The sequence below is a fragment of the Gordonia sp. VNK1 genome (assembly GCF_040049135.1).
GTDB lineage: Bacteria > Actinomycetota > Actinomycetes > Mycobacteriales > Mycobacteriaceae > Gordonia > Gordonia oleivorans.
The window spans coordinates 1-12,841 of the sequence record NZ_JBDZDJ010000010.1; the positions used below are offsets into that span (position 1 = coordinate 1).

Annotated in this window: 15 protein-coding genes and 1 tRNA gene; 8 read left to right on the forward strand and 8 right to left on the reverse strand. The window is 66.7% G+C overall.

Going from position 1 to position 12,841, the window contains the following annotated elements; all coding sequences use genetic code 11:
* Positions 1-47 precede the first annotated feature (47 nt).
* The gene (locus ABLE94_RS13885) at positions 48-473 is read right to left on the reverse strand and encodes an IS3 family transposase (RefSeq protein ID WP_348809046.1); all 426 of its coding nucleotides are present in this window, start codon (positions 471-473) and stop codon (positions 48-50) included.
* 71 nt (positions 474-544) lie between these two features.
* Positions 545-766 (reverse strand): hypothetical protein, encoded by a 222-nt coding sequence (locus tag ABLE94_RS13890; RefSeq protein ID WP_348809047.1) that lies wholly within the window; start codon positions 764-766, stop codon positions 545-547.
* A 267-nt stretch (positions 767-1,033) separates the two neighbouring features.
* Here ABLE94_RS13890 and ABLE94_RS13895 point away from each other — a divergent pair, with 267 nt between their 5' ends.
* Positions 1,034-1,642: a class I SAM-dependent methyltransferase gene (locus ABLE94_RS13895; protein WP_348809048.1), complete on the forward strand. Its 609-nt coding sequence runs from the start codon at positions 1,034-1,036 to the stop codon at positions 1,640-1,642.
* 459 nt (positions 1,643-2,101) lie between these two features.
* Here the strand turns inward: ABLE94_RS13895 and ABLE94_RS13900 are convergent.
* The 3 genes from ABLE94_RS13900 to ABLE94_RS13910 form a co-directional block, all read right to left on the reverse strand.
* Positions 2,102-2,174: transfer RNA gene (locus ABLE94_RS13900), tRNA-Ala, on the reverse strand.
* 118 nt (positions 2,175-2,292) lie between these two features.
* Positions 2,293-2,937, reverse strand: a complete 645-nt coding sequence (locus ABLE94_RS13905; RefSeq protein WP_348809113.1) for a DsbA family protein — start codon at positions 2,935-2,937, stop codon at positions 2,293-2,295.
* Between the two features lie 174 nt (positions 2,938-3,111).
* Complete coding sequence (locus tag ABLE94_RS13910) at positions 3,112-3,453, reverse strand: histone-like nucleoid-structuring protein Lsr2 (protein ID WP_348809049.1); 342 nt, start codon at positions 3,451-3,453, stop codon at positions 3,112-3,114.
* A gap of 802 nt (positions 3,454-4,255) precedes the next feature.
* Here ABLE94_RS13910 and ABLE94_RS13915 point away from each other — a divergent pair.
* The 7 genes from ABLE94_RS13915 to ABLE94_RS13945 all read left to right on the forward strand — a co-directional run bounded on the left by ABLE94_RS13915 (position 4,256) and on the right by ABLE94_RS13945 (position 10,051).
* Positions 4,256-4,414, forward strand: a complete 159-nt coding sequence (locus ABLE94_RS13915) for a hypothetical protein (RefSeq protein ID WP_348809050.1) — start codon at positions 4,256-4,258, stop codon at positions 4,412-4,414.
* Positions 4,415-4,424: 10 nt separating this feature from the next.
* On the forward strand, positions 4,425-5,309 hold the full coding sequence (gene trhO / locus ABLE94_RS13920) for an oxygen-dependent tRNA uridine(34) hydroxylase TrhO (protein WP_348809051.1): 885 nt from the start codon (positions 4,425-4,427) through the stop codon (positions 5,307-5,309).
* Positions 5,306-6,466 (forward strand): CobW family GTP-binding protein, encoded by a 1,161-nt coding sequence (locus ABLE94_RS13925; RefSeq protein ID WP_348809052.1) that lies wholly within the window; start codon positions 5,306-5,308, stop codon positions 6,464-6,466. Before trhO ends, ABLE94_RS13925 begins: the two co-directional genes overlap by 4 nt.
* A gap of 194 nt (positions 6,467-6,660) precedes the next feature.
* Complete coding sequence (locus ABLE94_RS13930) at positions 6,661-7,749, forward strand: N-acetylmuramoyl-L-alanine amidase (RefSeq protein WP_348809053.1); 1,089 nt, start codon at positions 6,661-6,663, stop codon at positions 7,747-7,749.
* Positions 7,750-7,781: 32 nt separating this feature from the next.
* Entirely contained in the window at positions 7,782-8,717 is a 936-nt protein-coding gene (locus ABLE94_RS13935) for an SDR family oxidoreductase (RefSeq protein ID WP_348804304.1), read from the forward strand.
* A gap of 6 nt (positions 8,718-8,723) precedes the next feature.
* Complete coding sequence (locus ABLE94_RS13940) at positions 8,724-9,497, forward strand: fructosamine kinase family protein (protein WP_348804303.1); 774 nt, start codon at positions 8,724-8,726, stop codon at positions 9,495-9,497.
* A complete protein-coding gene (locus tag ABLE94_RS13945) occupies positions 9,497-10,051 on the forward strand; it encodes a nucleosidase (RefSeq protein WP_348804302.1) in 555 nt (184 codons plus the stop codon). Before ABLE94_RS13940 ends, ABLE94_RS13945 begins: the two co-directional genes overlap by 1 nt.
* A 37-nt stretch (positions 10,052-10,088) precedes the next feature.
* On the opposite strand, the gene ABLE94_RS13950 is transcribed toward ABLE94_RS13945, so the two are convergent.
* The 3 genes from ABLE94_RS13950 to ABLE94_RS13960 all read right to left on the reverse strand — a co-directional run bounded on the left by ABLE94_RS13950 (position 10,089) and on the right by ABLE94_RS13960 (position 12,831).
* Complete coding sequence (locus tag ABLE94_RS13950; RefSeq protein WP_348809054.1) at positions 10,089-10,961, reverse strand: DUF6542 domain-containing protein; 873 nt, start codon at positions 10,959-10,961, stop codon at positions 10,089-10,091.
* Positions 10,962-11,020: 59 nt separating this feature from the next.
* Entirely contained in the window at positions 11,021-12,196 is a 1,176-nt protein-coding gene (locus ABLE94_RS13955; RefSeq protein ID WP_348804300.1) for a DNA recombination protein RmuC, read from the reverse strand.
* An 80-nt stretch (positions 12,197-12,276) separates the two neighbouring features.
* The gene (locus tag ABLE94_RS13960; RefSeq protein ID WP_348804299.1) at positions 12,277-12,831 is read right to left on the reverse strand and encodes a methylated-DNA--[protein]-cysteine S-methyltransferase; all 555 of its coding nucleotides are present in this window, start codon (positions 12,829-12,831) and stop codon (positions 12,277-12,279) included.
* Positions 12,832-12,841: the final 10 nt, after the last annotated feature.

Here is a 12,841-nt window from a genome sequence, read left to right on the forward strand (position 1 = left end):
CTGCACGCCGTCGACCGCATCCTCGACTGGACCCTGTGGCGCCGACGTCACCAGAAACGCGCCCAACAATGCCACCAAAACCGCAGGTCACAACAACAATAAACCCGATCTACGGCTGTAGTATTAGGTGCCGCGGCATAGAACTGCCGGTCGACCAGATCCGTCGGCCGCTTGGCCGCCGCGTCGGGGATGGTCGTGCGCACCCGCTTCTTCTTGATCGCGCCGTGCCATCCCATCTCCCGCATGACCCGCTCAACCGTGCACCGAGCAACATCTAATCCGGTGCCACGCAGCATTATCCACGTCTTTCGTGTACCCAGAACGCGGGTCAGGGGTTTGTTCTTGCGGAGCATGAAGATCGCATCGATGACCTGCGCGTCGGTGAGCATCCGCACGCTCGGCCCGCGGTTGATGTGGTCGTAGTATGTGGACGGGGCGATGCGCCAGCCGTGCTCAGAGAGCACAGTGCACATCGAATCGACTCCCCAGATAAGACCATCCGCACCCACCCGGTGTCCCTGGTAGGTGCGGATGAAGTCCACAATTACCGGTGTGGCCGGTCGATTTCGGCCGCGAAGAAAGCCGACGCCGCCTTCAGGATCCCGTTGGCCCGTTTGAGTTCGGCGACCTCCTGTTTGAGCCTGCGGATCTCCTCGTTGTCGGCCTTCGCGGTGGCGCCCTCAGCATCGGCGGCCGGGGCCTTACGAACCCACTGGCGGACAGTTTCCGCCGAGGTCACCCCCAGCAGATCCGCGGTCTTGCGCATCGCCGGCCACTCCGCCGACCCTTTGCGCCACCAACTGGGCCACCATGTCCACGGCGTCTCGCTTCAACTCAGCCGAGTACCGCTTCGATCCTGCTGCCATAGGTTTCATCCTCCCTTGAGAGGAGCCCTCCGGAAACCCCGGGACGGATCACAGACGCGCCGCCGGATGAGACAGGTGTGGGCAAAATCGTGTCCGCCGACGGGCACTTTCCTGACCGCCGATGGGCAGTCCTTATTGGCCGTCAGCGGGCACTTTCGTGACCGCCCATGGGCAGTTTTTCATGTCCGCTGACAGGCGAGGTTCTCGCCGAGGCCGAGTCCTTCCCTCCCACCGCTGTCGCGACGGAGTCGTGGCCGCCGAACGTCGCGAAGGCCACCCGGCTGCTGCATCCTCGCGGTGTTGTCGTCGTGGCAGACCCGGACGAGCCTCCGTTGCCGTTTGCTGACGAGGGGTTCGATCTGGTCACCAGCAGGCATCCCGCGACGATCTGGTGGGAGGAAATTGCCCGCGTGCTCCGGCCCGGCGGCACCTACTTCGCCCAGCACGTCGGACCGGCGAGCGTGTTCGAGCTGATCGAGTTCTTCCTCGGCCCGCAACCCCAAGCCAGGCGAGGACGCCACCCTGACGACGAGGCAGCCGCGGCAGAGGCCGCCGGGTTGGAGATCGTCAATCTGCAAACAGCGAAGCTGCGGATCGTGATCCACGATGTTGCGGCCGTGGTGTACCTGCTGCGGAAGGTGGTCTGGTGGGTGCCAGGGTTCACGGTGGAGAAGTACCGGGATCGGCTCCGTGACCTCGACGAACTCATCCGGCAGGACGGACCGTTCATCGCCCACTCCACTCGTCACCTGATCGAGGCCAAGCGTTCGTCGTAGTTGTGCATTGCGCGAATGTCGGAGGCGCGGAAGCGGAGATTTGCGCCGGTTAACACGAGCTGCACGGCCTTCAGGGTGCGTCTGACCTGGATGGTCTGTCGCTTACTCCACGCGTACTCGCGGGCCCTGGGATAGAAGAAGTGGTCGGTGCGGCTGGTGATATGGCGCAGCCAGGGTCCATTTCATCGCGTGGTCATCCCTTCGAATCGGGCTTCCGGCTGTTGGTCGCAATCGTCTCAGTGATGGTTCAGAGTTCCAGAATTGAAGTGACGGAATGGATTCTGCGTCTGGAGCACCTAGCCCGCTGAGCGATAGAGCTACCGCGGGAGCGTCTGGCCCCCGCCGCGGTCACGATCTCGAATGCGAAAAGACAGGGCCAGGACAGACCGGCCGCGGCCGAGTCCGCTCAGGACAGAGAAAAACCCGCTCCGACCGAAGTCAGAGCGGGTTTCTCGATTGTGGAGCTAAGGGGACTCGAACCCCTGACCCCCACACTGCCAGTGTGGTGCGCTACCAGCTGCGCCATAGCCCCGTATTGTGTTGATCTCGCCCCTCGAAATGGGCACTGAGGAAGTTACACCATTGTGTCGGCGGGCAACAAATCGCCTGGTCAGTGAGTTGGTTGGCGACGCCGCGTATTCACCGGAACGTCACTGGGTCTCCTTGGTCAGGATCGTTGCCAACCACTGCGGGCCCTCTGTGATGTCGGGCACCGATTCTCCGTTGAGCAACACCGTCGGAGTGGCGACGGCACCGTCGAGTGCCTTCTGCAACTGCGTCGTCGACTGTTTTGCGGCCGCCTTGGCCTCGACGAGCTTCGCGTTGGCGGAGATGCATTGCTGGGTGGCCGGCGACGCCCCCTGGGCGGCGGCGATCCGGGCGAGATCGGCGTTGGAATGATCGGTGTCGCCGCCCTCCTTGGGCTGGTCGACGAACAGCGCCGTGTGGAATCGGAAGAACAGGGCGGGGTCCTTGGCATCGCCGATACATTGCAGTGCTCCGGCGGCTCGCTCGGAGTAGTCGCCCGACGCCGACTTCGAGTTGAGGAAGGTCAACATGTGGTACCGAACGCGCAGTGTGCCGGCGTTCACGGCGTCGACGATCGCCTGCCCGGACTCCTTCTCGAACTCCTGGCAGACCGGGCACAGGAAATCCTCGAAGACATCGATGGTGGTCGTCGCGGCCGGTTCGCCGACGATCAGTGCGGCGTTCTCGTTGAGAACGGTGTCGCTGACCGGCCCCAGATCCTTCTTGTTCGCGTTGAAGATGATGCCCATCACCACGAGCGCGGCCACCACGACCACGGCGACGCCGAGGAGGACGTAGGTGGCCTTACTCGACGTCGCTTTCGGCTGATGCCGCGTCGATGTATCGGTTCTCCGACGGCGCGAAGCGTCGGCGTTGGCCTTCTTCCGCGAGTCGGTCACGCACTCGACTGTAATGGGTGCGGCGCGGACCCCGTCGTCGGCTCAGTGGGCGGCTTCGAAAGCCTCGAGGACATTCGCCGGGATGCGACCCCGGTCACTGATCTCGAAACCGTTCGCCACCGCCCACTTGCGGATGGCCTGGGTCTGCTCCTTGCTCCGGGCACCGCCGACGGCGCGACGCTTGGCGGCCACCGCACGACCGGCATCCGCGGTCCGCGAGACCTCGAGATACTTCGCCACCGCATCACGGAATTGCTGAGCGTGCTTGGCCGAAGTATCGAATTCGTACTCCTTGCCGTCAATCGCCCAACGCACCGTTTCGTACTTGTCGAGAACCTTGCCGTCGATGTCGTCGACGATCTGAACGGACTGAACCTTTGCCATGTCAAATCTCCTGAGTCTGCGTGGACAAATCGCTGTGGACAAATCGTGGGGACGCGTCTCGGTGAATGTCACACTCTCTTCCGGAGACGGCTCCTCTGAGTTACCGCTGCTGGCGTCGATCATAGCCCCCGACTTTAAGACTTGGCTGAATTCGTGGCCGTGAGCCTCACTTATTTTCTCGGCGTCGATTCGGTTATGTTCGGCGAATCAACTCGGGGTGGCGGTTGTCGATGGAATGGAATCTGTATCACTGGTTCCGATCAACGCTGCCGGGGCTCGTTCGTTTGCGTATATCTTGCGGTAACCCGTTGTGGTGAGCGCGAATCCGGTATCCGAACTCGATTCGAGGCAGTAAGTTCCATCGGTCTCGACCAGGCACGAGAATCGTCCGATTGCGATAGTCGTTCCGAAGTCGACTATCGCCGAACGGTAGAGCACGGTGGTGTCGTCGGCGCATGCACCGTGTTGGGGTCCGGAGGAGTCCAGCACGGCGAGATTTGCCTCCCACTGGCAACTCGAGGGGGCCGACGCGGGCGGATTTCCCTCGGCGGGCTGATCGTTGAGCCGACAGGCGAGTGTTGTGCTCCCGTTGACGCCGGTTGAGCAATTGACCGTGCGGTCGGGGGTGGAGAAATGGAAACCCGATGTCTGTTCCAGTGGCTGCTGCGGCCCGGTGGCCCCATCGTGATATCGAGAATTATCGGCGCGGGGTGCGAGTGAGATCACTCGGCCGATACTCCAATCGGGTAACTCGGTGGCGGTCTCCGTTATGTGAGAGGTCGATGACGACGAGGAACTCGATGTGTCCGATTCGGTTGTCAATCGGTCGGTCGGCGGCAGCACCAACGAGGTGGATTCGGTGTCGTTCGACATCGAACATGCGGTGATCAGTGCGCCGGCTCCGACGATGAGCGCGGCGCTCGCCGGGAGCGCCAGACGCCGGCGTCGTCGAACTCCGTAATCTGACAACTGTGTCGACCCCCAAGATCGTCCTGTTCTATGTGTTCACCCCCTTGCCGGATCCCGAGGCGATTCGACTGTGGCAGCAGACGCTCTGTGAGTCGCTCGGGCTCCACGGCAGGATCATCTTGTCACCTCACGGCATCAACGGCACCGTGGGCGGGAATCTGGCCGAGGTCAAACGTTACGTCAGAGCGACCCGCGGTTACCGGCCATTCGCCGATGCCGACATCAAATGGTCCGAGGGCACCGGTGATGACTTTCCGCGATTGTCCGTGCGCGTGCGCCCGGAGATCGTCACCTTCGGTGCTCCGCAGGAGGTCGCCGTCGATGCGCACGGCGTGATCGACGGGGGAACCCGGCTCAGTCCCACCGAACTCCACGAGCTCGTCGCCGCCCGGGGCGACGACGTGGTGTTCTTCGACGGCCGCAATCGCATCGAATCGTCCATCGGGCGGTTCGCCAACGCCATCACCCCGGATGTGGAGACCACGCGGGACTTCCTGCCGCTACTCGACAGCGGCGCATTCGACGACCTCAAGGACCGGCCGGTGGTCACCTACTGCACCGGCGGGGTCCGCTGCGAGGTACTCACCGCACTCATGCGCCATCGCGGGTTCGAGGAGGTCTACCAACTCGACGGCGGCATCGTCGCCTACGGGGACCAGTTCGGCGACGACGGGCTCTGGGAGGGATCGCTGTACGTCTTCGACAAGCGGATGACCGTCGACTTCACCGAACGCGCCGCCGTGATCTCCACCTGCGTCGAATGTGGCAGTCCGACAAGCAATGTGGCCAACCACCCCGACCGGCTGGGACGCGATCTCGCGGTGATATGTGCCGAATGTTTCTCGGCGAGTGAGGAATCGGTGACCGGCCTCGTCGGGGAGCGATGAGTCGAGCACCCATCCCCGTGGTCATCGTCGCCGGGTTCCTCGGATCGGGCAAGACGACCCTGCTCAACCATCTCCTGCGCACCGGGGGTGCGGCGTCCGGTACGCGAATCGGGGTGCTGGTCAACGACTTCGGGGCGGTGAACATCGACGCGATGCTCGTCGCCGGGCAGGCGGACGGGGCGGTGAGCCTCACCAACGGCTGTATGTGTTGTTCGGTCGACCGTGACGGTCTGGAAGCGGCGCTGGACTCGCTGTTGCGACCGTCGTCACGTCTGGACGCGATCGTCATCGAGGCGAGCGGGATCGCCGAGCCGAAGGCCCTGATCCGGATGGTCGTCTCGGCCGCCGATCCACGGATGCGCTATGGGGGTCTGATCTACGTCGTCGATGCCGCCATGTTCGAGCGTGTCCGGGCCGAGCACCCCGAGATCGACGGCCATGTGGGGGTTGCCGACCTGGTGATGGTCAACAAGGCCGACCTGGTCGACGCGGACGCCCTGGCGCACCTGCGCACCGAGCTGGCCGAGCTGAATCCGACCGCGGCGCAGGTGGCGGTCACCGATGCCCGGATCGATCCGCAGATGTTGTTCGATCCGGTGGCGGCCGACGGTGCGGGCACGGCCGGCCCGGACCGTGGACCGCAACAGTTGACGCTCGATGCGCTGCTCGCCGAATCCGGCGACGACCATGCCGGCGGCCCCGATCCCGACGACCATCATGCCGACGACCATCATGCCGACGACCACCTTGCCGACGACCACCTTGCCGACGAGGCCGCCGGCCATGGCCATCCGCACCCGCACCTGCACGATTCGTTCACCTCGGTCCACTTCGGCACGGACGAGGCGATGGACCCACGAGCTCTGGCGGCCTTTCTGGAGCGGCCGCCGACCGGCTGCTACCGCATCAAGGGGATCGTGTGGTTCGATCTGCCCGGACATCGGCAGCGGTTCGTCGTGCACGGGGTCGGGGGATTCGTGGAGGTCCGGCGCGAATCGTGGTCGGGTCGTCCACGCTCGACGTCGCTGGTGGCGATCGGTGCGGGGATGGACGAGGAGCAGGTGCGCACGGCGCTGCGGGCGGCCGTCGCGACAGCGGCCACGGGCGACGATGAACACGGCATTCTGCACATCACCCGACATCTGCCGGCGCGGTGACCGTCGCCGCTCGGTCTCGGCGCAGTTCACGTCGCGTCACAGCTGGCTAACGAATCCGATCGGGCCAGGTCACCGATTTCCCCATCCGGAGCAGGACTGTTTGACTGTGTGACAGCTGTGACTACTGTGGCCACTGTTGCTGGATGGAAGGAGTGTGGTGCGATCGCCGACGGGGCGTGCGCACCCGTACCGCAATGACCCAGACAAGATTCTCGCGACTGCGGCTGTCGATCGCGGCGGTCACCGTCGCCACCCTGGCCGGTTCGGCGCTGCTGACCGCGACAACAGGAACCGCACCCGCCGCGGCAGCCCCGACAGCAGGGGCCCTGACCGGCAAGACGATCTTCCTCGATCCCGGTCACCAGGGCAGCGCTGCCGGACATGACCTCGCCAAGCAGGTCCCCGACGGTCGCGGCGGCACCAAGGACTGCCAGACCACCGGCGCGACGGGAGTCAACGGCACACCGGAGCACACGGTGAACTGGGACATCGCCCAGCTGGTGAAGGCCGGACTGGAGAGTCAGGGCGCCCGCGTGGTGCTCAGTCGCAACGACGACACCGGCTGGGGCGGATGCGTCGACGAGCGGGCCGCGGCGGCGAGCCGCTCGGGTGCGGCCGTCGCGGTGAGCCTGCACGCGGACTCCACGACAACCGGATCGGATGCCACCAAGAAGGGCTTCCACATGATCGTGCCGACGCTGCCGGTGCCGGATGCCACGGTCAACCAGGTCCAGGGCAGTGGCGGACGCACCGCGTCGAACCTGATGCGTGATGCGTTCCTCAAGGCCGGTTTCCCGGCCGCCAACTACGCCGGCGTCGTCAACGGCATCCAGACCCGCTCCGACATCGCGGCGGTCAACCTGACCAAGGTGCCCGCGGTGTTCATCGAGATGGGCAACCTGTCCAACCCGCAGGAAGCCGCGGCGCTGTCCGGGCGTGACGGCCAGCTCAAGTACTCGATGGCCATCACCGACGGCATCCTCAACTACGTCTCGGGTGCTGCGGCCACCTCGGGGTCGAGTGCCCCGACGACGAGTGCTCCGACCACGAGTGCTCCCGGCGCGGCGGCGACCACGCCGCCGACGACCACGACCACGCCGTCCGGGGATGACTCCGAACTCTCGGCCGTGCTGCCGTTCATCCAGAAACTGCTGGGCACCGAGGATCCGGCGGAGATCGCCCAGCTGATGCTCACCGAAGGGCAGGACGCCTCCGCGCAGGTGCTCAACGCGATGCTCGAGGTGATCTACGGGCTGTTCGGTGGAAAGCTCCCGATCGGCTGAGTGATCCGAACCCCCACGATTAGGGTCGAGGCATGGCACTTCGAGATCTCGTCTGGATGGCTCCGCCCGTACCGACCCTGCGCGGGCGCCGGGTCCTGATCACCGGAGCGGCGAGCGGGATCGGTCTGGCCACCGCGCGCGCCGCGGCGCGTGAGGGCGCCGAACTGGTTCTCACCGACCTGCACGCGGATGCGCTCGATCGTGCCGTCGCCGACCTGGTGGGCGACGGCGCGAGTGTGGTGTTCCATGCCGCCGGCGACGTCTCCGACTTCGACTGGGTGTGCGGGTTCGCGCGGGAGGTCGACGCGGAGGTCGGCGTGATGGATGTGGTGATGAACATCGCGGGCGTCTCGGCGTGGGGAACGGTGGAGAATCTGGAGCACCGGCACTGGCGCACGATGGTCGACGTGAACCTGATGGGGCCCATCCACATCATCGAATGCTTTGTGCCGCAGATGGTCCGGCGGGGTCACGGTGGTCAGCTGGTCAACGTGTCGTCGGCGGCCGGGCTGCTCGCGTTGCCCTGGCATGCCGCCTACAGCGCCTCGAAGTTCGGGATTCGTGGGGTGTCGGAGGTGCTGCGCTTCGACCTGCGGCGTCATCACATCGGGGTGTGCCTGGTCTGTCCCGGCGGTGTGGACACCCCGCTGGTCAACACCGTGGAGATCGCCGGCATCGATCGCGCGGATCCGCGGGTGGCCCGTCAGATCGACAACTTCCACAAGGTCGCCGTCAGTCCGGACAAGGCGGCGTCGTCGATCATCAAGGGCATCAAGAAGAATCGGTTCCTCGTCTACACCTCGTTCGACATCCGGTTCGGGTACTGGTGGGCGCGCAAATTCGCCCTGCCCTACGAAATCGTCATGCGGATCGCCAACGACCGTTTCGCGAAACTGGCCCGGATCAGCGCCTCCGCCCGGGGCGAGGCGGTCGACTCCGACTCCGGGATCGGCTCCCCGCAAGGCTGATCTCCATTGACCGACAACGTCTTTCGGAAGTCGCGTCGCGGCTCCGATCCCGACTTCTTTGCCGCCGAAGCCGCCGGCCTGCGCTGGCTGGCGGCGGCCGGCGCCCCGGTCGTCAAGGTGATCTCGGTGTCCGACGACGCCATCGAGCTCCGTCGACTGGCCGCAGCACGACCCGACCCGGTCGCGGCCCGCACCTTCGGGGCCGCACTCGCGGCGATGCACGATGCGGGTGCGCCGGCATTCGGGTCGCCGCCGCCGGGATACACCGGCCGCCAGTTCATCGGGGAACGCCCACTGAGTTCCCGCACCCACGACCGGTGGGGCGAGTTCTACGCCCGCGAGCGGGTCGAGCCCTACCTCGACACCGCGGTGCGGGCCGGGTACCTCACGCGCGCGGACGAACGGCTCACGCGACGCGCCTGCGAGGTGATCGCCGACGGCGTCTTCGACGACGACGAGGCGCCCAGCCGTCTGCACGGCGACCTGTGGAGCGGGAACGTGATGTGGACACCCGACGGGGTGGTGATGATCGATCCCGCCGCCCACGGCGGGCACCGCGAAACCGACCTGGCGATGCTGGCACTGTTCGGTGCGCCGCAGCTGTCGGCGATTCTCGACGGCTACCTCGCGGCCCATCCGTTGCGCGCCGGATGGCGGGAGCGGATACCGGTGCATCAACTCCATCCGCTCGCCGTCCACGCGGCCGGGCACGGACCGTCCTACGGCGACGAACTGGGGCGGGCGGCGCGGGCGACGCTGGACTTGGCGACAATCATCTGATGCACACCGATTCCACGGTCCTGATCGTGTCCGCCACGCGGTCGGAGGCGGCTCACGTTCCCCCGGGCGCCCGTCTGCTCATCACCGGCATAGGGAAGGTGGCCACCTCACTGGCGCTCACCCGTGAACTCGCGACCGGACCCGCGGTCCGCGAGGTCGTCAACATCGGGACCGCCGGCGCCCTGCGCACCCACCACAGCGGGCTGTTCGTACCGTCGGTGGTCGTCGAACACGACATCAGCAGCGCCGAACTGATCGCGATGGGCTATCCGGTCACCGACCGCTGGGATCTTCCCGAGGGCGACGGCACGGTACTGGCAACCGGCGACACCTTCGTCGCCGACCCGGCCCACCGGGACCGTCTCGCCGAGCAGGCCGACCTCGTCGACATGGAGGGCGCCGCGATCGCCCACGTCTGTGCCGCGTTCGGCGTCGGATGCCGGTTGGTCAAGGTCGTCACCGACACCGCCGACGAGGGGGCGATGGACTGGCCGGCGCTGGTCGACGACGCGGCCGCGCGTCTGGGGACGTGGCTGACCGACACCGTGCTCTGACTGACACCGTGCTCTGACCGACACCGTGGCCTGGGGTTCAGGCGCGGTTGCCGCCCTCGCGGCTCGTCCGATAGGGCGCCGCGCCGGCGGCCCGGGGTTCGTACCGATCGAGATCGGCGGCGGCGGATCGGGCACGTCGGCGACCGGGGTCGGCGGATTCGGTTGCCGCGACCGGACGTTCGGTCCCGCGCGGCGGGGTCTCGCCGGCGGGGCGACGGGTCGACGGACTCGCCGTGGCGGCCACCGCGGTCGGTTCGTCGGAGCGTCGGCGTCGGGGACGCTCACCTGCGCGCGCCGCCCGTGTTGCGCTGTTTTTCTGGGCGCGCACCGTATCTGGGCGTGGCGACTGCTGACCGGCGGCGTCGGCCCGGGCCCGGCTTCGGCGACCGGGCTGGGCCTCGGGCGCCGGCGATGCGGACGCACGACGCCGGGTGGGTGTGCGCTTCGCCGGGGCCTTGGCCGGGGTCGGGGTGGACGCGGGACGCGTCAGGTACCACCGCAGCAGCACCAGGATCAACGTCACCACGAACGTGATGGCCATCCACGGGAAGTTCGCGGCGATCGGCAGCAGCACCTTGAGCACCAGCGACCGCAGGCCAGACGAATCGTCGGCGTTGAGTCCGTAGAGCGCGAGCATGCCGACGACGAAGGCGATCAGCGGAGGCTGAGCCGCCGCGGTGAACAACGCGCGCCGACGCACCGCCAGCGCAGCGAGACAGCAACCGACGAGCAGACAGAAGTTGAAGGTCGCACCCAGGCTGTCATTGTTCTTCGCGTCGATGACGGCACCGATCGCGGTCAGGATCGTCGCAATGAGGACGGCGCCCCACCAGGGCACACCACGGACGGTCGGCAGCACCGACTGCTGATCCAGTGGTACCGCGGAGGAGCTTCGTTGCGGAAAGGGCACCCCTAGACGGTACCGGTTGTGGGCTGCTTTCCCGGCAACCGACGTGTCGTGGTGATCCGTCAGGTATCGATGCCGACGCCGTGTGTCCGACTCGCGGTGCGGATGGGATCGTCGACATGACGTGGTGCCGTCGGCTCGGGCAGATCGCCGAGCGCCTCGAGGGAGGCGAGTCGGCGGGCCGTCACACCCACGCGCGAATCCAATGCCCCCACGGTCGAGTTGTACGCCTCGACGGCCCGACGAAGGCCCACGCCCACGCGATCGAGGTGGCCGAGGACGGTCTCGAGTCGGTGATGCAATTCGACGCCGAGTTCGTGGATCACCGCCGCGTCGCGGGCCATCGCGTCGTGACGCCACCCGAGGGCGACGGTCCGCAGCAACGACACCAGGCTCGACGGGGTGGTCAGGACCACATTCTTGGTGATGCCGAATTCGATGAGTGTCGGGTCGGCGCGGGCCGCCCACTCGAGCACGCCGTCGGCCGGCACGAACAGCACGACGAGTTCCGGTGACTGGTCGAAGGCCGACCAGTACGCCTTCGACGACAACGCCGAGATGTGCGACCGAACCGCCCGGGCATGATCGGACAGCAGATCCCGACGCATCTCGGGATCATCGCAGTCGGCAGCCTGCAGGTAGGCCTGCAGCGGCACCTTCGCGTCGACGACGATGTCGCGGCCCCCGGCGAGGTGCACGACCATGTCCGGGCGCAGATCCCCGGTCAGCGTGGATCGCACCGAAACCTGCGTGTCGAAGTCACAGTGACGGGTCATGCCGGCGAGTTCCACCACCCGCTCGAGCGCCACCTCGCCCCACCGGCCGCGCAGGTGCGGGGTGTGCAGCGCGGTGGCCAGCGCCTGGGTCTGATCACCGAGACGCATCGACGCCACATGCATTCCCCGCACCTGTTCGCTGAGTCCCGCGTAGGCGCTGGTCCGGTCGCGTTCGACGCGACGGAGCTCGTCTCCCATCTGCCCGACCAGCGAATGCAGTGGTTCGACGATGTGGGTCAGTTGCGCGCCGATCGCGGCCGACTGCCGCCGCGCGGCGTCCTCGGAGGCCGCGGCCAGGGACTGGCCGACGAGATCCTGCGACGACCGCAGCGCCTTGGCCTCGGCGCGCGCCGCGGCGACGGCACCGGCGGATCGTCCGGTGCATGCGAGCCAACCGAGCAACACGCCGAGTGCGACGCCGACGGCGAGTCCGATGACGAGAGCGACGAGGGTGGAGGTCATGGCCACGATCCTGTCGGATGCCACCGACAGAAATCGTCCGACAGAAACCTCCGACCACCACCATGCGCCTCGTCGTCGGGTCAGTTCGTGGCTGCAGCGGCCTCGCGGTCGATCAGCCGCTGCTTGAGCTCCACCCCGTAGCGGAAACCGCCGAGTTTGCCGTCACGGCGCAGGACTCGATGACAGGGGACGAACAATGCCGCGGCGTTGCGGGCGCACGACGTGGCCGCGGCGCGTATCGCGGCCGGTTCGCCGGCGAGCTCGGCCAGATCGGAGTAGGTGACCGGCGCGCCGGCGCGCACGGTGCGCAGCGCGGTCCAGGACTTCTCGAGGAACGGTCCACCATGCTGGAACACCGGGACCGACTGTGGTGCGTCGTGCTCACCCGCGTAGTACGCGTCGACGACGTCACCGATCGCCGACAGGCAGGCGGACCGGCCGATGTCGGCCGGTCGCAGGTCACGATGGACGAGTTGGAGGAGGTACTCGGGTTCCGACGTCCAGCCGGACGCCAGAACAGTGCCGGAATCGTTCACGACGACGGTGAACGGTCCGTCGGGGGTGGACACCGTCGTCCAGCCGGCCGTGGGCGTCGCGTCGGTGGTGTCGGAGCTGTCGGGTGCGGTGATCGTCATCGGGGGTCCT

What these genes read in the sequence shown, in the direction of transcription:
- ABLE94_RS13925 (WP_348809052.1), top strand. Translation starts at nt 5,306, where the DNA reads ATGAGTCGAGCACCCATCCCCGTGGTCATCGTCGCCGGGTTCCTCGGA.
- ABLE94_RS13885 (WP_348809046.1), bottom strand. Translation starts at nt 473, where the DNA reads ATGTGCACTGTGCTCTCTGAGCACGGCTGGCGCATCGCCCCGTCCACA.
- ABLE94_RS13945 (WP_348804302.1), top strand. Translation starts at nt 9,497, where the DNA reads ATGCACACCGATTCCACGGTCCTGATCGTGTCCGCCACGCGGTCGGAG.
- ABLE94_RS13895 (WP_348809048.1), top strand. Translation starts at nt 1,034, where the DNA reads ATGGGCAGTTTTTCATGTCCGCTGACAGGCGAGGTTCTCGCCGAGGCC.
- ABLE94_RS13910 (WP_348809049.1), bottom strand. Translation starts at nt 3,453, where the DNA reads ATGGCAAAGGTTCAGTCCGTTCAGATCGTCGACGACATCGACGGCAAG.
- ABLE94_RS13955 (WP_348804300.1), bottom strand. Translation starts at nt 12,196, where the DNA reads ATGACCTCCACCCTCGTCGCTCTCGTCATCGGACTCGCCGTCGGCGTC.
- ABLE94_RS13960 (WP_348804299.1), bottom strand. Translation starts at nt 12,831, where the DNA reads ATGACGATCACCGCACCCGACAGCTCCGACACCACCGACGCGACGCCC.
- ABLE94_RS13890 (WP_348809047.1), bottom strand. Translation starts at nt 766, where the DNA reads ATGCGCAAGACCGCGGATCTGCTGGGGGTGACCTCGGCGGAAACTGTC.
- ABLE94_RS13930 (WP_348809053.1), top strand. Translation starts at nt 6,661, where the DNA reads ATGACCCAGACAAGATTCTCGCGACTGCGGCTGTCGATCGCGGCGGTC.
- ABLE94_RS13935 (WP_348804304.1), top strand. Translation starts at nt 7,782, where the DNA reads ATGGCACTTCGAGATCTCGTCTGGATGGCTCCGCCCGTACCGACCCTG.